Source organism: Pseudoxanthomonas sp. SE1 (genome assembly GCF_029542205.1).
Taxonomy (GTDB): domain Bacteria; phylum Pseudomonadota; class Gammaproteobacteria; order Xanthomonadales; family Xanthomonadaceae; genus Pseudoxanthomonas_A.
The window spans coordinates 249287-268034 of record NZ_CP113783.1; the positions used below are offsets into that span (position 1 = coordinate 249287).

The 18748-nt window shown below is 68.0% G+C and carries 17 protein-coding genes; 9 read left to right on the forward strand and 8 right to left on the reverse strand.

Annotated elements, in window-relative coordinates; all coding sequences use genetic code 11:
- Window positions 1–34: 34 nt before the first annotated feature.
- Window positions 35–1069, reverse strand: coding sequence for a glucokinase family protein (locus OY559_RS01185; RefSeq protein WP_277728294.1), 1035 nt, complete (start codon window positions 1067–1069; stop codon window positions 35–37).
- Between the two features lie 381 nt (window positions 1070–1450).
- On the opposite strand from OY559_RS01185, the gene OY559_RS01190 reads away from it, so the two are divergent.
- The 6 genes from OY559_RS01190 (at window position 1451) to OY559_RS01215 (ending at window position 8566) form a co-directional block, all read left to right on the forward strand.
- On the forward strand, window positions 1451–2767 hold the full coding sequence (locus OY559_RS01190) for a sugar MFS transporter (RefSeq protein ID WP_277728296.1): 1317 nt from the start codon (window positions 1451–1453) through the stop codon (window positions 2765–2767).
- A gap of 11 nt (window positions 2768–2778) precedes the next feature.
- The gene (locus tag OY559_RS01195) at window positions 2779–3846 is read left to right on the forward strand and encodes a LacI family DNA-binding transcriptional regulator (protein ID WP_192199775.1); all 1068 of its coding nucleotides are present in this window, start codon (window positions 2779–2781) and stop codon (window positions 3844–3846) included.
- A complete protein-coding gene (locus OY559_RS01200; protein WP_277728300.1) occupies window positions 3843–4880 on the forward strand; it encodes an SIS domain-containing protein in 1038 nt (345 codons plus the stop codon). Before OY559_RS01195 ends, OY559_RS01200 begins: the two co-directional genes overlap by 4 nt.
- A 123-nt stretch (window positions 4881–5003) precedes the next feature.
- The gene (nagA, locus tag OY559_RS01205) at window positions 5004–6140 is read left to right on the forward strand and encodes an N-acetylglucosamine-6-phosphate deacetylase (protein WP_277728302.1); all 1137 of its coding nucleotides are present in this window, start codon (window positions 5004–5006) and stop codon (window positions 6138–6140) included.
- A gap of 10 nt (window positions 6141–6150) precedes the next feature.
- Complete coding sequence (locus tag OY559_RS01210) at window positions 6151–7221, forward strand: acyltransferase family protein (RefSeq protein WP_277728303.1); 1071 nt, start codon at window positions 6151–6153, stop codon at window positions 7219–7221.
- A 265-nt stretch (window positions 7222–7486) separates the two neighbouring features.
- The gene (locus OY559_RS01215; RefSeq protein ID WP_277729879.1) at window positions 7487–8566 is read left to right on the forward strand and encodes a PQQ-dependent sugar dehydrogenase; all 1080 of its coding nucleotides are present in this window, start codon (window positions 7487–7489) and stop codon (window positions 8564–8566) included.
- Here the strand turns inward: OY559_RS01215 and OY559_RS01220 are convergent, their stop codons facing one another.
- The 5 genes from OY559_RS01220 to OY559_RS01240 all read right to left on the reverse strand — a co-directional run bounded on the left by OY559_RS01220 (window position 8567) and on the right by OY559_RS01240 (window position 13880).
- Window positions 8567–8905 (reverse strand): lipid-A-disaccharide synthase N-terminal domain-containing protein, encoded by a 339-nt coding sequence (locus OY559_RS01220; protein ID WP_277728304.1) that lies wholly within the window; start codon window positions 8903–8905, stop codon window positions 8567–8569.
- Entirely contained in the window at window positions 8902–9636 is a 735-nt protein-coding gene (locus OY559_RS01225) for a glycosyltransferase family 2 protein (RefSeq protein ID WP_277728305.1), read from the reverse strand. The genes OY559_RS01220 and OY559_RS01225 overlap by 4 nt, the downstream gene beginning before the upstream one ends.
- Window positions 9637–9658: 22 nt before the next feature.
- Window positions 9659–11326, reverse strand: coding sequence for a phosphoethanolamine transferase (locus OY559_RS01230; protein ID WP_277728308.1), 1668 nt, complete (start codon window positions 11324–11326; stop codon window positions 9659–9661).
- A complete protein-coding gene (locus OY559_RS01235) occupies window positions 11323–11976 on the reverse strand; it encodes a phosphatase PAP2 family protein (protein ID WP_277728310.1) in 654 nt (217 codons plus the stop codon). Before OY559_RS01235 ends, OY559_RS01230 begins: the two co-directional genes overlap by 4 nt.
- 197 nt (window positions 11977–12173) lie before the next feature.
- Window positions 12174–13880, reverse strand: coding sequence for an ArnT family glycosyltransferase (locus OY559_RS01240; RefSeq protein ID WP_277729880.1), 1707 nt, complete (start codon window positions 13878–13880; stop codon window positions 12174–12176).
- A gap of 136 nt (window positions 13881–14016) precedes the next feature.
- Here OY559_RS01240 and OY559_RS01245 point away from each other — a divergent pair, with 136 nt between their 5' ends.
- The 3 genes from OY559_RS01245 (at window position 14017) to OY559_RS01255 (ending at window position 16680) form a co-directional block, all read left to right on the forward strand.
- Window positions 14017–14709, forward strand: a complete 693-nt coding sequence (locus tag OY559_RS01245) for a response regulator transcription factor (protein WP_277729881.1) — start codon at window positions 14017–14019, stop codon at window positions 14707–14709.
- Window positions 14706–15965 (forward strand): sensor histidine kinase, encoded by a 1260-nt coding sequence (locus OY559_RS01250; protein WP_277728311.1) that lies wholly within the window; start codon window positions 14706–14708, stop codon window positions 15963–15965. The genes OY559_RS01245 and OY559_RS01250 overlap by 4 nt, the downstream gene beginning before the upstream one ends.
- Before the next feature lie 61 nt (window positions 15966–16026).
- The gene (locus OY559_RS01255) at window positions 16027–16680 is read left to right on the forward strand and encodes an MliC family protein (protein ID WP_277728312.1); all 654 of its coding nucleotides are present in this window, start codon (window positions 16027–16029) and stop codon (window positions 16678–16680) included.
- Window positions 16681–16731: 51 nt separating this feature from the next.
- Here OY559_RS01255 and OY559_RS01260 read toward each other — a convergent pair whose 3' ends face one another.
- On the reverse strand, window positions 16732–17397 hold the full coding sequence (locus OY559_RS01260; protein ID WP_277728313.1) for a DUF3011 domain-containing protein: 666 nt from the start codon (window positions 17395–17397) through the stop codon (window positions 16732–16734).
- A 92-nt stretch (window positions 17398–17489) separates the two neighbouring features.
- Window positions 17490–18719: a multifunctional CCA addition/repair protein gene (locus tag OY559_RS01265; RefSeq protein WP_277728315.1), complete on the reverse strand. Its 1230-nt coding sequence runs from the start codon at window positions 18717–18719 to the stop codon at window positions 17490–17492.
- Window positions 18720–18748 lie beyond the last annotated feature (29 nt).

The window sequence follows — 18748 nt, forward strand, 5'->3', positions numbered from 1 at the left end:
ATCGGTAATGCGGCGCCTGTACCGGCGCTTCCACTCAATTGCCGTCGTCGTGGTCCAGGTACCAGCGGGCCGCACCGATCACGCCCAACTGCCCGTGCTCCACCAGCTTCACGGGAATGCGTTCCAGCGCCTCGCGCATCGATCCCTTGTTGAGGAACCGCGGCACGAAGCTGCTCTGGATCAGGAAATCGCGGATCTTCGGCAGGATGCCGCCGGCCAGGTACACGCCGCCCTGCACGCCGTAGAGCAGCGCCATGTCGCCAACCACGCTGCCCAGCAGGCCGCAGAACACGTCCAGGCTCTCGCGCGCCATCGGGTCGCTGCCGGACAACGCCGCGGCGGTGATGTCGCCGGGGCGCGCATAGGTCGAAGGCGCTGCGCCACGCACCGCGCACAGCGCAGCATGCAGGTTCATCAGGCCGGGGCCGGAGAGGGCCTGCTCGACCGGCACGTGCGTGCGGGTCTTCAGCATCTCGGTGAGTAGCGCCATCTCCAGTGCGTTGCCGGCGGTCAGCGCGGCCTGGCCGGCCTCGGTCGCCAGCACCACGGCGCGCTTGCCGGTCGGAATCCAGACCGCGGCGCCCAGGCCGGTGCCGGGCCCGAGGATCAACGTGGGCCCGTGCTTCGGCGCGATCGCCGGCCCGGCCAGCTGCAGCACTTCGCTGGCGTCCATCTGTGCCGCCGCGTGCGCCACGGCTTCGAAATCGTTGACCAGGCGGACGTCGTCGAAACCGAGCTGCGCGCGCAGTTCGTTCGGAGACAGTCGCCACGGCAGGTTGTTGGTGATGACGGTGCCGTCTTCCAGCGCGTAGCCGGCGCTGGCGATCACGGCACGCGTTGCCCGGGCCGGACCCAGTCGGGCAAGGAAGTCGCCGACGATGTCCCCCAGGCCCGCGTGGTCGGCGCAGACGTACTTGCGGTACTCGAGCACGCTGACCGGCGCACCCGGATCGCCGCTGCCGCGGACCAGGCCGATGCGTACATGCGTGCCACCGACGTCCGCCGCAATGAAGGCGTCTTCCGCCCTGCGGATGGCATCTGCCGGTAGTGGATTTGCTATGGCGACCACACGTCTCCCCACATGTTCGCGGCCGGGACTCCCGCATCCCGATATGGCCCGAGTGTGGAAAGTGTTTGACAACGTTGTCAAGACTCTGTCATCAAATAGGCGTCTGGCACGCAGTCCGGTGTAGCGAAACGGAAGCAATTGGCGCATTCAGGAATAGATTAACTCCACTTATGGCGTTAATTGTTGAATATGAAGGCCAATTTTCCTGAAGTCTCGCAGGACTTCATGTTGCAGCGCACGAGGCCTTGGCGCTCACAGAAGGGGTCGTACCGTCGCCTCGATTACCGATCCAGGTGTTCTTCCACGAAATCTTTGACAACGTTGTTCCCGATGTCGGGCCGGTTCCGGACCCCGCCCATCGGCCAGCCAGAGGGGATTCCCATGACCATCGCACCCGGCTCCAACCCGCTTCGCTCACTGGCCATCGTCGGCCTGCTGTTCTTCATCATCGGGTTCTTCACCTGGATCAACGGACCGCTGATCACCTTCGTCAGGCTGGCCTTCGACCTGGACGAGGTGAACGCCTTCCTCGTGCTGATGGTGTTCTACCTGTCGTACTTCTTCCTCGCCCTGCCGGCGGCCGCGCTGCTCAAGCGCACCGGCATGAAGAAGGGGCTGGCCATCAGCCTGTTCGTGATGGCGGTGGGTGCGGCGATGTTCGGCGAGTTCTCCACCCAGCGCTGGTATCCGGGCGCACTGGCCGGCCTGTTCGTGATCGGCGGTGGGCTGGCGCTGCTGCAGACCGCGGTGAATCCCTACGTCAGCATCCTCGGCCCCATCGAGAGTGCGGCGCAGCGCATCGCGTTGATGGGCATCTGCAACAAGGTCGCCGGTGTCCTGGCGCCCATCGTGATCGGCACGCTGGTGCTGCACGGCGTGGGTGATCTGGCCGCGCAGGTGGAGACCGCGGATGCCGCCGGCAAGGCGGCGCTGCTGGATGCGTTCGCGGCGAAGATCCACCTGCCGTACCTGGTGATGGCCGGCATCCTGGTGGTGGTCGCCATCGGCATTCTGTTTTCGCCGCTGCCGGAGGTGAAGCCGTCGGAGGCCAACGCCGCGCCGGTGGACGATGCCGCGGACGGCGAGCGTGGCCTGGCGCGGTTCCCGCACCTGTGGCTGGGCGTGCTCTGCCTGTTCGTCTACGTGGGCGTGGAAGTGCTGGCGGGCGATGCCATCGGCGCCTACGGCAACGGCTTCGGCCTGTCGCTGGACCAGACCAAGTTCTTCACGTCATTCACGCTGACGGCGATGCTGATCGGCTATGTGGCCGGACTGGTCGCGATCCCGCGCTTCGTGTCGCAGGAACGCTATCTGGCCATCTCCGCGACGCTGGGCGTGCTGTTCGCGCTTGGCGCGCTGTTGACGCACGGCTACGTATCGGTCGGCTTCGTCGCCGCACTGGGCTTCGCCAACGCGATGATGTGGCCGGCGATCTTCCCGCTGGCGATCAAGGGCCTGGGCCGGCATACCGAGACGGGTTCGGCCCTGCTGATCATGGGCATCGCCGGTGGCGCGATCCTGCCGCAGGCGTTCGCGGTACTGAAGCAGCATTACGACTTCCAGGCCGTGTTCGCCGGGCTGGCCGTGCCGGGGTACCTGTACATCCTGTACTACGCGCTGGCCGGGCACCGGGTGGGCCGGTCGCGGCCGGCGACGGCGGTGCCGGAACGCGGCATCATGGCGGACTCGCCTCCATGACGGAAACGCCCATGCGCCGACCCACCATCAAGGACGTCGCCGAACGCGCGAAGGTCTCGCTGAAGACCGTGTCCCGGGTCATCAACAACGAACCCTCGGTGCTGCAGGGCACGCGTGCGCGCGTGCTGCACGCCATCGCCGAACTGGACTACGAGCCGGACCAGTCCGCGCGCAACCTGCGCAGCGGCACGCCGTTCGTGATCGGGCTGGTGTACGACAACCCCAACCCGTACCACATCATCGGCGTGCAGAACGGCGTGCTGGCGGCGTGCAAGGAAACCGGCTTCGGCCTGCAGATCCATCCGGTCGATTCCACCTCGCCGCTGCTGGCGGAGGAACTGGTCGAGTTCGTGCAACGCTCGCGCCTGGCCGGGCTGGTGCTGACCGCGCCGATGTCGGAGCGTGCCGATCTGGTCACGGCGTTGGCCGCGCGCGGGGTGAAGCTGGTGCGCATCATCGCGGCCACCGAAGATCCGGACGATGGCTTGCCGTGCGTCTACGTCGACGACCGTGACGCGGCGTACGAGATCACCGAACACCTGATCCAGCTGGGCCACCAGCGCATCGGCTTCCTGTGGGGAGGCCTGGCGCATCGCTCCAGCACGGAGCGCTATGCGGGCTACGAGAAGGCGCTCAAGGATTACGGCATCCAGCTCGACAAGCATCTTGTCGTGCCGGGCGACTACACCTTCGACGATGGTTTCCGCGGGGCGCGCCGCCTGCTCGCCCTGCGTGAACCGCCGACGGCGATCTTCGGTTCCAACGACGAAATCGCGGCCGGCGTGCTGGCCGCCGCGAAGTCCACCGGCATGAACGTGCCTTACGACCTGTCCATCGCCGGCTTCGAAGACAGCCCGTTCTCCAAGCAGTCGTGGCCGCCGCTGACCACCGCCAAGCAGGCCACGCAGGACATCGCGAAACAGGCCGCACGCCTGCTGATCGCCGGCCTGCGCCAGGACGCCTACGACGACAATCCTTCGCCCGTGCACAACCAGGGCTTCGTGCCGCAACTGGTGGTGCGGGGCTCCACTGCGCCGGTCAGGCCGCGCGCGGACCGACCCGAACCGACATCCCCATGAACGACACTTCGTTGCCCGCACCCTCCGATACGCTGATGCACCAGGAGGCGGCCCAGACCGCCGACATCGTCGCCGACCAGTTCGCCCGCAACGCCGCCACGGTGAAGGCGCTGGCCGACGACCTGCGCCGCAATCCGCCACCCTTCGTGGTCACCTGCGCGCGTGGCAGCTCCGACCATGCGGCCACCTATGCGAAGTACCTGTTCGAAACGCAGCTGGGCGTGGTGACCGCATCGGCTTCGCCGTCGGTGGGTTCGGTCTACGAAGCGAAGCAGCGGCTGCAAGGCGCGCTGTATGTGGTGGTTTCGCAGTCGGGCAAGAGCCCGGATCTGCTGCGCAACGCGACGCAGGCGAAGGAGGCCGGCGCGCGCGTGGTGGCGCTGGTCAACGTGGAGGACTCCCCGCTGGCGCAACTCGCCGACACCGTGCTGCCGCTGCGCGCCGGCCCCGAGCGCAGCGTCGCGGCGACCAAGAGTTATCTCGGTTCGCTGGCAGCCATCCTGCAACTGGCCGCGTACTGGAAGGACGAAGCACCGTTGCATGCGGCGACGGAGGCGCTGCCGGACGCGCTGCGGCGCGCATGGCAGGCCGACTGGTCGCCGTTGGTGGAGGGGTTGGTCGGCGCGCACAACCTGTTCGTGCTCGGCCGCGGATTGGGCCTGGCCGCCGCGCAGGAAGCCGCGCTGAAGTTCAAGGAAACCTGCGGCCTGCATGCGGAAGCCTACAGTTCCGCCGAAGTGAAGCACGGGCCGATGGCGCTGGTGGGGCCGGGCTTCCCCGTGCTCTGTTTCGCACAACCCGATGAAACCGAGGCCGGCACGCTGGCGCTGGCGCAGGAGTTCCGCGGTCGCGGCGCGCAGGTGTGGGTGGCGTCGCGGCAAGGCGATCTGCCGCTGGTCGAAGCACCGCATCCGGCGTGCGCACCGCTGCTGACCATCCAGAGTTTCTATCGCGCGATCAATGCGCTGGCGCTGCATCGCGGCCACAATCCCGATGTGCCGCCGCACCTGAACAAAGTCACCGAGACAGTCTGATCCACGCGGTCATTCCGGCGGAAGCCGGAATCCATTCTGCTTTGCGGTTGTCATGCAGAATCAAGATGGATCCCGGCGTTCGCCGGGATGGCGATTCCCCCGATTTCCCAGGTCTGAAACCGCATGTCCACCTTTGCGATCGTCAATACCCACGTGCTTACGGACGACGGATTCCGTTCCGACCTCGCGGTCCTGGTCGAAGGCGGCAGGGTTTCCGCGCTGGTCGATGCGTCCCGGGCGGCGCGACATGCCGATGACGTCCGCGACCTGGGCGGCGGTTACCTGTTGCCCGGCTTCATCGATGCGCAGGTCAACGGGGGCGGTGGTGCGTTGTTCAACAACGACACCAGCGTCGAGGCGATACGCACCATCGCGCTGGCGCACCGGCGCTTCGGCACCACCGGCCTGCTGCCGACGCTGATCAGCGACGATGCCGACGTGATGGCGCGTGCCGTTGCCGCCACGCGTGACGCCATCGCGCAGGGCGTGCCGGGCGTGCTCGGTATCCACCTGGAAGGCCCGTACATCGCGCCGGCGCGCAAGGGCACGCACGATGCGGCCAAGTTCCGCGTGCCGGGCGCGGATGAAGTCGCGATGGCGACCTCGCTCGACAACGGGGTCACCCTGCTGACGCTGGCGCCGGAGCAGGTGCCGGCCGAGACCATCCGCGCGATGGTGGCGCGCGGCGCGATCGTCGTCGCCGGGCACACGGCGGCAACGTATGAGCAGGCCCGTGCCGGCATCGAGGCCGGCGTGTGTGGCTTCACCCATCTCTACAACGCGATGTCGCCCCTGCAGGGCCGCGAACCCGGCGCGGTCGGCGCCGCCCTCGAAGACGACGCCTGCTGGTGCGGCGTGATCGTCGATGGCGTGCACGTGCACCCGGCCAGCCTGCGCGTGGCGCTGGCGGCCAAGCCGCGCGGCAAGGTGTTCCTGGTCACCGATGCGATGCCGATGGTCGGATCGGACGATCCATCGTTCGACCTGTATGGCGAAACCATCACCGCTGTCGACGGCGTAGTACGCAACGCGGCCGGTGCACTGGCGGGATCGGCGCTGGACATGGCGACTGCCGTGCGCAACTGCGTGCGGCTGCTGGGGCTGCCGCTGGAAGAAGCGGCGCGCATGGCCTCCACGTATCCCGCCGATTTCCTCGGTCTGGGCAGCACGCATGGTCGGATCGCACCCGGCTATCCCGCCGACCTGGTCGCGCTGGACGACGGCCTGCAGGTGGTCGGCACCTGGATCGGTGGCGCGTGACGCCGCACGCATGAGCGCCACGCCGGCCCGCTTCGCCTCCGTCGACGCGCTGCGTGGCCTGACCGTCGCCGCGATGCTGATGGTCAATACGCCCGGCGACTGGTCGCATGTGTACCCGCCCCTGCTGCATGCAGAATGGCATGGCGTCACGCCGACCGACCTGGTGTTCCCGTTCTTCCTCTTCATCGTCGGCGTGTCGATCGCGCTGGGTGTCGTACCGCGCATGGAGGCGGGCGTGGAGCGCGAGGTGCTGGTGCGTGCCGTGCTGTGGCGGGCGACGAAGATCATCGCGCTGGGACTGGCCCTGCACCTGCTCGCATTCTGGTTGCTGGATCGCCCGCAGTTCCGTCCGTGGGGCGTGCTGCAGCGGATCGGGCTCTGTTTCGCGGCTGGTGGAATGATCGCGCTGTACCTGAAACCGCGCCTGCAATGGGCGGTGGTCGTGAGCACGCTGCTCGGTTACTGGGCGCTGTTGGCGCCGTGGGGTTATGTCCCTTTCGAGCATCTTCCGGCGCGCGTGGACACCGCGCTGTCCGGACACTGGCTGTACCAGTGGGACCCCGCGACGGGACGCGGGCAGGATCCTGAAGGATTGCTCAGCACGTTGCCGGCCATCGCCACCACGCTGCTCGGAGTGCGTGCGGGCGAAGCGTTGCGTGCGGGCGCGGTGAAATCACTTGCGGTCGCGGGCGTGCTCGCGGTCGCGCTGGGCCTGGGCTGGGCGCCGTTATTTCCATTGAACAAGGCGCTCTGGACATCGTCCTACGTGCTGTTCACCGCCGGCTGCGCGACGCTGGCGCTGGCGGCGTGCCATCTGCTGGTGGATCGGCATGGCTGGCCGGCGCTGGGTCGCCGCTTCGGCATCAATGCCATTGCCGCCTACGTCGGTGCGGCGGTCATGACCTACGTGTTGCTCGGCATGGGCTGGATGGGGCCGATCTACCAGATGGGCTTTGCCGGATGGATGACGCCGCGATTCGGTCCCTACGTGCCGTCGCTGGCGTTCGCGCTGGCGTTCGTCGGTGTGTGGTGGCTGGTCGTGTGCCTGATGGACCGCCAGCGCTGGTACCTGAAGGTCTGAAGCACAGGAACCATCACGCTTTTCTTCATCGCGCGGGAGTACAACGGCAGCCAGTCACCCGCCGGATGCCGCCCGCATGAGGATGTCGTTGCTGCTCGCCTGTTGCCTGAGCCTGTCCGCATGCCAGCGGGCCACGGTGGACGACCAGGGCGTGAAGGTCGTTGTCGCTTCACGCACGGGCTCCGTGGCATCCGGACCGGTCGCAGGCATTGCGCCAGTGGTGTCGCCGGCACCCGAGGCTTCCGCTTCGGGAACCGGCCGCACCATGGCGGGCCTGTCGCGTGCACGCGCGGTGCCGGACCCGCCCTTCACGAGCACGCCGGTGGCCACGTTCAACGAGCCCTGGGCGATGACGTTCCTGCCGGATGGCCGCCTGCTGGTGACGGAAAAATCCGGCAGGCTGCGACTGGCCGATGTCGCCACGGGCCAGGTCGGCGAAATCATCGGCGTGCCCACCGTCGCGTACGGGGGGCAGGGCGGATTCGGTGACGTGCTGCCGCATCCGCGTTTCGCCGACAACCGGCTGGTCTACCTCAGCTATGCCGAAGCCGGCAGCGGCGGCACGCGCGGCGCCGCGGTGGCGCGTGCGACGCTGGTGCTGGACGCCAGCGGCAATGGCGGCAGCCTGTCGAACCTGCAGGTGGTGTGGCGGCAGTTGCCGAAGGTCAGCGGCGACGCGCACTACGGACACCGGCTTGCCTTCGGTGCGGATGGCAAGCTGTGGATCACGTCCAGCGACCGCCAGGCGATGGCGCCGGCGCAGGACCTGCAGTCGTCGCTCGGAAAGCTGATCCGCCTCAACGACGATGGCAGCGTGCCACCGGACAATCCGTTCGCCGCGCAGGGCGGTATCGCCGCGCAGGTATGGACGCTCGGGCATCGCAACCTGCTGGGTATCGCCTTCGACGGCAGTGGGCGTTTGTGGACCCACGAGATGGGACCGGCGGGCGGCGACGAGCTCAATCTGATCGAGCGCGGCAGCAACTACGGTTGGCCGGTGGTCTCCAATGGCGACCACTACGGTGGCACGCCGATTCCCGATCACCCGACACGCCCGGAATTCAATGCGCCGGAAGCGTGGTGGACACCGGTGATCGCGCCGGCGGGCTTCGTCATCTACTCGGGCAATCTGTTCCCGTGGTACCGCGGGAAGGGCTTCATGGGCGGGCTCGCCTCGCAGGCGCTGATCGAGATCGAGTTCGACGGCACGCAGGCACGCGAGGCGCGTCGCTATCCGATGGGCCGCCGCATCCGCGAAGTCGAACAGGGGCCGGATGGCGCGCTGTGGCTGCTGGAAGACGGCAATGGTGGCCGCCTGTTGAAGCTGACGCCCAATCGCAGCTGATCAGGGCGTGCTTCCCAGCGCCCGCTGCTGGCGCTGGTGACGGACGTCCAGGTAGAGGCTGTAGGCGGCGGTAAAGGCGGGCAGCAGGTTCTGCAGCACGCCCACCGCATCCTGCTTGGACGAGAACAGGAAGTAGCTCAGCGCCATCAGGCTGCCGCACAGGCTCATGTACCAGAACAGGCGCGGGATCACCGGACGGCGTGCGCGCCGCGATGCGACGAACTGGACCAGCCAGCGCGCGCCGAACAGGGCCGCGCCGGTCAGGCCGATCAGTTTCCACGGCGTCATGTGCAGGCCGGTCCAGCCCAGCCAGACGATTTCCTGGTCCATCATGCTCATGGTTTGCGCCCCATGTGGACTTCGCTGACCGCGGTCACGTGGCTGCGGCGGATCAGCCACGATACGCCCATCAGATCGCGGATGCCGACCAGTGCGCGGCCCAGATTGGTGTACTTCGATTGGCCGGACCCGCGCGGCCGATGCGACACCGGCACGCTGACCGTCATCCAGCCCGCGCGCTGCATGAGCGCGGGCAGGTAACGGTGCATGTGGTCGAAATAGGGAAGATCGAGGAATGCCGCACGCTCGAACAGCTTGATGCCGCAGCCGGTGTCGGGCGTGTCGTCATGCAGGAGCCACTGGCGGATGCGGTTGGCCCAGCGCGACGCCCAGCGCTTGCTGCTGGTGTCCTTGCGATCCACCCGCCAGCCCGCGTAGAGCTTGGTCTGCGGGTTGCCGGCCTCGCGTGCCGCCAGCAGCTTGAGGATGTCGCCGGGATCGTTCTGGCCGTCACCGTCGAGGGTGACGATCCACGGCGACAGCGCATGCTTCACGCCGGTGCGGACGGCGGCGCTCTGGCCGCTGCGGCAGTGATGCACCACAACGCGCAACTCCGGCACTTCGGCCTTCAGTGCCGTGAGCACATCGCGGGTGTCGTCTTCGGACTGGTCGTCCACGCAGACGATGTCGAACACAATGCGGCCACGCAGGTGCTGGACCACTTCGCGCACCAGCGGCGCGATGTTGCCGGCTTCGTTGAAAACAGGGATGACGACGGAAAGGCTTGTCATGGCAGTGCTCGTCTCGACCATGTCAGCGTGCGCTCCGGCAGGTCAGGAAAATGTCGTGGTCCGGTCGGTACAGCGATGTCTTCACGTCGGTGAGCCCCAGGACGGTGTGGAAAAGCTGGTCGTGGCTGGCCTGCCTGCCCGTGCGGTCGCGCAGGCACTGCGGATCCAGGTGCGTGGATTGCCGCCACGAGGGCGAGAACCACGCGACCATCGGCACGTCGAGCTGCTCGCGTGGCGCGATGGCATAGGGCATGCCGTGCAGGTAAAGGCCCTTCTCGCCCAGCGATTCGCCATGGTCGGAGACGTAGATCAGCGCCGTGTCGTAGCCGGGGAGCGTCGACAGGCGATCGATCGCGCCCGCCAGCACGTGGTCCGTGTAGGCGAGCGCGTTGTCGTATGCGTTGACGATCTGCACGCGGCTGCAGCGCCCCAGGTCCGAGGTCTCGCAGACAGGCGTGAAGCGGCGGAAAGCAGGAGGGTAGCGCTCGAAGTAGGTCGGGCCGTGGTTGCCCAGCATGTGCAGCACGATCACCTGGTCGCCCGTGTTGCGCGCGACGGTTTCTTCCAGCCCTTCAAGCAGGATGCCGTCGAAGCAGCGCGTCCCGTCGCAGAGTGCGGGATCCTTGCGTGCATGCAGGTCTTCGACCGGCAGTCCGGTGCAGACGCCCTTGCAACCGGACTGGTTCTCGCGCCACACCGTGGCCACGCCCGCGCGCTGCAGGACATGCAGCAACGACTGGTGGCTGCGGATCGCCTTTTCGTCGTAGCGTTCGCGTCCCCACGGGGAGAACATGCAGGGCAGCGAGACTTCGGTGCTGCTTCCGCACGCACTGACGTGCGGGAAGTTGAGCACGCCGCGTGCCGCCAGTTCCGGCGTGGTCTGGCGTGCGTAACCGTTGAGGCCCCAATTGGCGGCACGCGCGGTCTCGCCCACCACCAGCACCAGCAGGCGCGGCCGCCGCATCGTGGCGGCAGGCGACTGCACGGCGTCCTCCCCGATGGGAAGCTGGGTATGGGTGCGACCGGGCGAGTCTTCGCTGACCACCTTCGACAGCGATACAAGTACGTTGGCGGGCGTGACGAGGTAGCGCACTTCGCGCTGGTTGCGCAGGAAGGCGGTAAGCGGCTGCAGGGAAGGCAGCACGCCGACCAGCCCGACCAGGACCATGCCGAGGAGGAAGACGATGCGCGCCAGCACTGCGCGTGCAACCCCGCGCGGCCGCAGGCGCACGCGCCACACCACGAACAGAGGCGGCACCGCCGCCAGCAATGGCAGCAGCGCATCCGGGCCGGCGAGGTCGGTGGCTTCGCGCCAGTCGGTGTGCAGGACGTTGCGGACCATGTCGGCGTCGATGTAGATGCCGTACGCCGCCATGTAGTGCCCGGCCAACGCCGCGACCACCACCAGCAATGACAGCACCACGCGCGCGGTGCGGCGCCATACCAGCAGCGACAGCACGATCCCGTGCACCGCGGTGACCAGCAGGAACAACGACAGCGTCCAGGTTCCCTGTGCCCAGGGTTGCGGGGACGCTGCACGCCAGAAGACCGCGTTCGCGAACAGGCTGAAGTAAAGGCAGGCCGCCAGGATCAGTGTTTCCGTGCCGACCAGCGGGCGGACCGCCAGCGCGGCACGCAGGCGTTGCCAGCGGGTGGTAGCGGAAGCGTGATCGAGGACGTGGGCGCTCATGCCTGCGCCTCCGCCGCCGTGAGGCTGCGTCGTGCGCCGAGTGCCTCGACACCGCAGGCGATGGTCCAGCACACCGCCAGGCTGGCGACGTCGTGCGACAGGAAGTGCGCACCGCGCAGTTGCTGCGCCAGGCCGAAGACGCCACCTGCCAGCAGCCCGATCGCGAGCCCTGCATGCCGCCATCCGGGCGCGACGTGCAGGAAGAAAAAGTACAACGCCACCCAGGCGTAACCGCTGGCGGCATGCGCGGCGGGAAAGCAGGCGGCGTGGCCCAACGAAGCCGGGCGCGGTGCCAGCAGCGGCACGTACGCGCGCTGGCCGCCGAGTCCCGCCAGATCCCACGGGCAATCCACCTGCGTGACCGACTTCAACAGGGCCACGCATGCCGTGGACGCCAGCAGCGCCAGCAGCAGGCGAGCGGCAGGACGCGTCCATGCGGCCGATGCAGGCTTCGCCCAGTGCGCCAGGGTGGCGGCCAGCAGGCCAAGCCAGGCCAGCAGGCTCGCGGTGCGGCCGCCACGATGCAGCACGGTTTCCAGCAGCACGCTGCGCTTCAACGACCACGCATCGCCTTCCCAATGGAACAGCCAACCCGCCCAAGGCATGTCGATACGGCACGCCAGCAGCCATGCGATCAGCAGCAGGGGCAAGGAAACCAATGCGAGGCGCGGCCAGGAACCTGCCGTCGAAGGAGAGCGCGGAAGCGATGGAACAGGCATGCGGATGTGGCGGCAGGAAAGTGCACGCATGCTCGTGGCCGCGATGTCGTAGCGCGGTCGGACAGTCGTCGGAACCGCGTTAAATCACGCGCGAATGATTCCCGCCTGCACGTGGCGTTGCTTCGGGTTCAGTCTTCGCCGACGTTCGCCGCCCAGTCGGCCGGCACATCGCAGCCATCGATCCATGCGTCGCCTGGTGCGAGGATCCAGTTGCGCCGATTGGACGCGCCGATGTCGACCACCTTCGCCGGATCCAGGCACGGGCCGATGGCTTCGCTGCGCAGGAACAGCCAGCGCTTCGCCGGCGCTTCCAACAGCCACGCGTGCGCGTGTTGCCACTGGTCCGCCCAGGGTTGCTTGAACCCGAAGTCGGTCACGGGCCGGTCCGCCTGCAGCAGATGCTGTTCGCGCCAGCCCAGCATGGCCAGTTCGGCCTCCGGACCGATCCGCTCGCCGACGCGCTGCATCAGCGCCTTGGCCGAGCTGTCCGGACTGAGCGCCGGCATGAAGCCCATGCCATACGCCGTCCACAGGGCGGCCGTCACGGCGACCAGCGCCACCGCCACATGCCGTCGCGCGACGACCATGGCAGCGATGGCCACGACGGCGAATCCCAGCAGCCATCGGCTCAGCTGCGCGACCGTCGCCATGTCCGTGCCGCGACCGTCGAGCAGTGCGTGCAGGCGCTCGGGGGACGCCATCGACAGCCACGCGCCCAGCACGCCTGCGACCAATGCCAGCACGGCCATGTATGACCACAGTACTGCGCGCACCGCGCGCCGTCGCAACAGGCCCGCGAGCAACGGCGCGGCGGCCACCGTCAGCGCCGGCAGCATGGGGAAGATGTAGACCTCGCGCTTGCCCGGGCTGGCGCTGAAGAACACCAGTACCAGCGCCGCCCAACCCAGCAGCAGGACATGGCGCGCGTCCGGCCGGCGCACGCGTCGCCACCACGCGGGCAGCAGCCACGGCGCCAGCAGCACGCCGGGCAGCCACAGCGTCAGCATCGCTTGCAGGTAGTACCACGCCGGCTTCACGTGATGCCATGCATTGGCATAGCGCGTGCCGGTCTGCTTGAACAGCATCTCGCGCGCATATCCCTGCAGCGCGGGGTCGCTCGACGACAATGCCGTGGCCAGCATCGGCAACAGCCAGGTACCCGCACCCAGCAGGAAGCCCGCAACGCCCGCGAGCGCATGGACGCCACGCTGCGCGGGCAGCGTCCCGGGGGATGTCCAGCGCACCCACAGCCACGGCAGGAACACCAGCAGCGGCAGGAAGCCGACCCCCTTGGTCACTGTGCCCAGGCCCGCGGCGAACGTGCCGAGCGCCAGCAGCCACGGACTCGGCTTCTCCAGCAGATAGCGCAGCAGCGCCCACAGCGACAGCGTGGTCATGGCCACCAGCACCATGTCGATCTGCGCGCGCTTGGCCTGCAGGGCGAACTGCAGGCAGACGAACAGGCCGAAGACGGCATAGGGCATCGCGCGCCGGCCCCACAGGCGGCGTGCCAGGTCACCGGACAGCCAGAGCGTCAGCAGCGCGGCCAGCAGCGAGGGCAGCAGGAACGCCACCTGCCAGTCGCGCACCAGCAGGTAGCTGGCGGCCTGCAGCCACATGAATGTCGGTGGCTTCTCGGCATACAGCTCCACGCCACGGTGCGGGAACAGCCACTGGCCGGTCTCCACCATCGTCCGCGCGGCCAGCACGAAGCGCGGTTCGTCCGCCGGCATCGGCTCGCGCATGCCCAGTCCCGCCAGCAGCGCCCAGACCATCAGCACGAGCAGCAGCGGCGCCTGCCAGCCGGGGGCGTGTCGAAGGCGCATCGGGTGCATGGAGGGCATGCCGGTCTGCAACGCGGCGCATGATCGTGGATGATGGGGCGTAGGAGATTCGTCGGAATTCCGACGGCGCTTCGACGTCCGGCCTGCGATGCTGCCGGTCCTTCCCCTGCTGGCGCGGGCCCTGCCGATGCGGCTGCTGGTCATCGAAGACAACCGGAACCTGGTAGCGAACCTGTTCGACTACTTCGAGGCGCGCGGCCATACCCTGGACGCGGCGCCCGATGGCGTGACCGGCCTGCACCTGGCCGGCACCCAGGCCTATGACGCCATCGTGCTGGACTGGATGCTGCCGCGCCTGGAAGGCCCGGAGGTGCTGCGCCGGCTGCGCGAGGAACACGCATCCGACATCCCGGTCATCATGCTGACGGCACGCGACGAGCTGCCCGACAAGATCATCGGTTTCCGCGCGGGCGCCGACGATTACCTGACCAAGCCGTTCGACCTGCCGGAACTCGAAGTGCGGCTTGAGGCGCTGATGGCGCGGATGCATGGCCGGCAGCGGCGCAAGGTGCTGGAAGTGCACGACCTCAAGCTCGATCTGGCCACATTGGAAGTCACGCGCGATGGCCGGCCCCTGCACCTGTATCCCGCGTGCCGCAAGTTGCTCGAGACACTGATGCAGGCCAGTCCCGCCGCGGTCACCCGTCAGCAGCTGGAGCATGCCCTGTGGGGCGACGATCCACCGGATGGCGACATGCTCCGTTCGCACATCTATGAACTGCGGCGCAGCGTCGATGGTCCGTTTCCGGTCAAGTTGATCCAGACGCTTCCGCGCACCGGCTACCGGTTGGCGGTGCCGCACGAGGCGAAGGACGCATGAAGCGCCACCGTAGCCTGCATGCGGAAATCAGGCGGCTGCTTGGTGGGTACGCGGTGTTGCTGGCCGCCATCATCATCCTGGTCTTCGCGGATGATTTCCTCGAGGACTGGGTCTGGAAGTTGCTGCTCCAGCAGGAGATCGTGCACTACGTGCAGCAGAAGGCCGCGGACCCGGGCCACGCATGGCGTGACAGCGATGAGATCCAGCTCTACAGCGTGCCGGGCCGCCTGCCTCCGCCCGGCCTGTCGATGCTGCCGCAGGGCGTGCACGATGATTTCTGGTTCGGCGGGCGCGAGAACGTGGTGCTGGTCCAGCGTGTGCAGGGCGTGGACTACTTCGTCGTGCGCGATATCACCGGGATCGAGACCATCGAGGACGCCCTGCTCCTGGGATCACTGGGCCTGGCGTTCGTCGCACTGGTGGTCATCGGGGTGATGGTCGCCCGGGGCGTGCGGACCGCGCTGCGCCCCCTGTCCGACCTGGCGAACGACATCGGCACGCTTTCTCCCGATCATGCCGGCCAGCGCGTGGTCGTGGCGGATGGCGCCAGCTCCGAGCTGCATGTCATCACCAACGCCCTGAACGACTACCTGCGCCGCCAGGATGACTTCGTCGAGCGCGAGCGCATCTTCATCGACACCGCCAGCCACGAGCTGCGTACGCCCATCGCCATCATGGCCGGCGCCAGCGAACTGGCGCTGGGGCAACCCGGCCTGCCGGCACCGGCGCGCCAGCAGGTGCAACGCATCCATCGCACGGCCCGTGACGTGGAGCGCCTGATCGCCCTGCTGCTGACGCTGGCCAAGGACCCGGCACGCTTGTCGCGCAGCAACGAAGTGGTGATGCTGCATGAGCTGCTGCCCGACATCATCGACGACCACCGCCACCTGCTGGCGGGCAAGGATCTTTCCATCGTGGTCGACGAGCTGCGGCCATGCACGGTGTCCGCGCCGCTGCACATTGTCCAGGCGGCCGTCGGCAACCTGCTGCGCAACGCCATCGAGAACAGCGACCGCGGTGAGATCCACGTCCGCCTGGATGCCGATGCCACCGTCACCCTGCAGGATCCCGGGCACGGGATGACGCCCGAAGACATCAGCCGCATCTACGCACAGCTGGCGCGCGGCGGCAGTCGCGAAGGCGGCGGCATCGGACTGGACCTGCTGGCACGCCTGTGCGAACACCTGGGCTGGACGTTGTCGATCCAGTCCGCACCGGGACGCGGCACGATCAGCCGCCTGCGCCTTTCGCGCTGACGGCACGCCTTCACGCGATCGGCGCTAGCATGCGCCGCACCCCGTGCCGCGGAGACCGTCGATGAAGTCGCCCCTGTTGTGCCTCCCTCTGTTCCTGCTGGCGGCCTGCGCGCCCGAATCGCCTGCGCCTGCCGATACCGCGCCTGCTGCGCCCGAGTCCGCGGCCACGGAGGCGCCCGCTGCGACCGTGACGCGTCCGGACACCGCTCCCGCGCTGGCACCGCCCTCGTTCGATTGCGCCAAGGCCGCGAGCGAGGCAGAGAAGCTGGTCTGCACCGACGCCGAACTGGCCGCGCTCGACCGTCAGCTTGCCGCGCGCTACGTGGAAGCGAAGGGCGCCGATCCCGCCGTGCAGCGCGGCTGGGTGAAGGGGCGCGACGAATGCTGGAAGGCGGACGATGCGCGCCTGTGCGTGCTGGAGTCCTACAGGACCCGCCTGGTCGAGCTGGCGATCCATGCCCCCGGCGTTGTGGTGCCCAAGGCGGTGGAATACCGCTGCGACGACAACAGCAAGCCGTTCACGATGACCTACTACAACGACCTCGATCCGCAGGCGGCCGTGATGACATGGGGCAACGACCAGGCCATCGTCTTCCCGCAGCCGGCCGCCAGCGGTGCCAGGTACGGCCGCAGTGGCATCGAGTATCGGGAACACCAGGGCGAAGCCCGTGTGGACTTCTTCGGCAACAAGCTCAGCTGCCGGCCTGTCCCGTGACCATGAGGGAAGGACGCCAGGCGTCCTTCTTCCTCCACGGATGTACGCCTTTCAGCGAACGCGGCGGTAGCGCACCTCGTTGTGGCGGTCACCGACCTGCGAGGTGACCAGACCGTCGCGGGACTGGTCGATGTCGAAGGTGGTGTTGCCCACGTTGAGCCGGCCGTCGTTGATCCAGCCATTCACGGTCTGGCCGCCGGAACGGGCTCTTGCGCGGCCATCGGAGTCGATCGTCAGGGTCACGTCGCTGTTGTACATCGGGTTGTAGCCTTCGAACGTGCCGATCATCCAGCCCGGGACATAGGACGTATGCCGCGGCCCCTGGTAACGGTCGTCGTCGTACTTGTCGTCCTTCTTGTCCGCGTTGGCGGCGATGGCGCCGAGGATGGCCGCGCCGATGAGGACCCCGGCCGCCACCTTGGCATCCTTGTTGCCGTCATGATGGCCGGACGAACTCGTGTGCACGCGGAAGGTCGCGCGGCAGCCGTCGTCCACCCAGATCTCGCGGCGGTTGTAGTCCCAGCTGCGGCCTTGGACGCACGAGGTGCTGGACAACTGGCGGTCCAGGGTGACGTAGGCCGATGTGGAGATCGGGCAACTCTGGTAGCGGTCGTTGCGGCTTTCGCAGGTGACGTAGTCATCGTCGGCCCGGGCTTCGGAGCCCCAGAGGCCGGCGCCGGCCAGGCAGAGGTACAGAATGGTGCGCGTGCATTCCATGACGGACCCTCGGTTGATGGGATGGCGTGATGCGGTTCCCTTGCCGCGAACGCGACAATACCCGTTCATACGTGAAAGGTGATGCGCGTGGATCAGCCGTTGATCCGACGGGCCTGCTGCACGGCGGCAACCCGTGCGGCGCGGATGGCGTCGCCGATCTGCGGGCCGGTCATGCCGTCACAGGCCACGTCGCGGGTGCTGACCTGCCGGGCCGCCTGGTGCAGGCGTACCAGTTCCCGGCCCTGCGGATAGTCCGCCTCTGCATGGTCGCCACGTCCGCGCTTGTCCGCCTCGCAGACCGTGGCCAGCCACGGAATGCGCTCGGGTCGGCGGAAGGCATCGCAGCGCGTGAGCAGCTCCACGACCGTGGCATCGCGCAGTTCTGCCAGGCGATGCACGTTGAGATGCTCGCGGCACGCCATCACCGCCAGCTCGCGGTAGTCGGCGGGGACCTTCAGGCGCTCGCACAGGGCCAGCACGGGCTTGACGCCGGCGTGTTCGTGCCCGATGTGCTTCGGCAACATGTCGGCCGGCGTCAAGGCCTTGCCCAGGTCGTGGGTCAACGCGGCGAATCCGATGCACGCATCACCGGGCGCGAGGCGTGCGGCCATGTCGCTGACCATCTCCTGGTGCACGCCCGTGTCCACTTCCGGGTGGTACTCCGCGCGCTGCGGAACACCGTACAGCGCATCCACCTCGGGCAGCACCACGGCCAGCGCTCCGCAGGCACGCAGCGTGGAAAGGAAGGCGGAAGGCTTCGTGGACGCCAGCGCGCGTTTGAGTTCCTGCCACACCCGCTCCGGCACCAGTGCGTCGAGCTCGCCACTGGCGACCAGTTCGCGCATCAGCGCCATCGTCTCCGGTGCGATGGTGAAACCCAGCGATGCGAAGCGTGCCATGAATCGCGCCGCGCGCAGCACGCGCAGGGGGTCTTCGATGAAGGCCTGGCTCACGTGCCGCAGCACGCGCGCGTCGATGTCGCGCGCGCCGCCATACGGATCCACCAGCGTCCCATCGGCGTCCTGCGCGATGGCATTGAGCGTGAAGTCGCGCCGCTGCAGGTCGTCTTCCAGCGTCACGGATGGATCGGCATCGACCACGAAACCACGATAGCCCCGTCCACTCTTGCGTTCCGTGCGCGCGAGCGCGTACTCCTCGCCCGTATCGGGGTGCAGGAACACCGGGAAGTCGCGCCCGACCGCCTTGAATCCCTGCGCCTCCATCGCCGCCTGGGTGGCACCGACCACGACCCAGTCGCGGTCGCCGGGTGCCAGCCCCAGCAACCGGTCGCGCACCGCGCCGCCGACGAGATAGATCTTCATGCCGGCATGATGCCGGATTGGTGCGTCCA

Excerpts from the sequence above, each read along its gene's own strand:
- OY559_RS01190 (WP_277728296.1), top strand. The coding sequence starts at position 1,451 with ATGACCATCGCACCCGGCTCCAACCCGCTTCGCTCACTGGCCATCGTC.
- OY559_RS01195 (WP_192199775.1), top strand. The coding sequence starts at position 2,779 with ATGCGCCGACCCACCATCAAGGACGTCGCCGAACGCGCGAAGGTCTCG.
- OY559_RS01200 (WP_277728300.1), top strand. The coding sequence starts at position 3,843 with ATGAACGACACTTCGTTGCCCGCACCCTCCGATACGCTGATGCACCAG.
- nagA (WP_277728302.1), top strand. The coding sequence starts at position 5,004 with ATGTCCACCTTTGCGATCGTCAATACCCACGTGCTTACGGACGACGGA.
- OY559_RS01210 (WP_277728303.1), top strand. The coding sequence starts at position 6,151 with ATGAGCGCCACGCCGGCCCGCTTCGCCTCCGTCGACGCGCTGCGTGGC.
- OY559_RS01215 (WP_277729879.1), top strand. The coding sequence starts at position 7,487 with ATGGCGGGCCTGTCGCGTGCACGCGCGGTGCCGGACCCGCCCTTCACG.
- OY559_RS01220 (WP_277728304.1), bottom strand. The coding sequence starts at position 8,905 with ATGAGCATGATGGACCAGGAAATCGTCTGGCTGGGCTGGACCGGCCTG.
- OY559_RS01225 (WP_277728305.1), bottom strand. The coding sequence starts at position 9,636 with ATGACAAGCCTTTCCGTCGTCATCCCTGTTTTCAACGAAGCCGGCAAC.
- OY559_RS01230 (WP_277728308.1), bottom strand. The coding sequence starts at position 11,326 with ATGAGCGCCCACGTCCTCGATCACGCTTCCGCTACCACCCGCTGGCAA.
- OY559_RS01240 (WP_277729880.1), bottom strand. The coding sequence starts at position 13,880 with ATGCACCCGATGCGCCTTCGACACGCCCCCGGCTGGCAGGCGCCGCTG.
- OY559_RS01245 (WP_277729881.1), top strand. The coding sequence starts at position 14,017 with ATGCGGCTGCTGGTCATCGAAGACAACCGGAACCTGGTAGCGAACCTG.
- OY559_RS01250 (WP_277728311.1), top strand. The coding sequence starts at position 14,706 with ATGAAGCGCCACCGTAGCCTGCATGCGGAAATCAGGCGGCTGCTTGGT.
- OY559_RS01255 (WP_277728312.1), top strand. The coding sequence starts at position 16,027 with ATGAAGTCGCCCCTGTTGTGCCTCCCTCTGTTCCTGCTGGCGGCCTGC.
- OY559_RS01260 (WP_277728313.1), bottom strand. The coding sequence starts at position 17,397 with ATGGAATGCACGCGCACCATTCTGTACCTCTGCCTGGCCGGCGCCGGC.
- OY559_RS01265 (WP_277728315.1), bottom strand. The coding sequence starts at position 18,719 with ATGAAGATCTATCTCGTCGGCGGCGCGGTGCGCGACCGGTTGCTGGGG.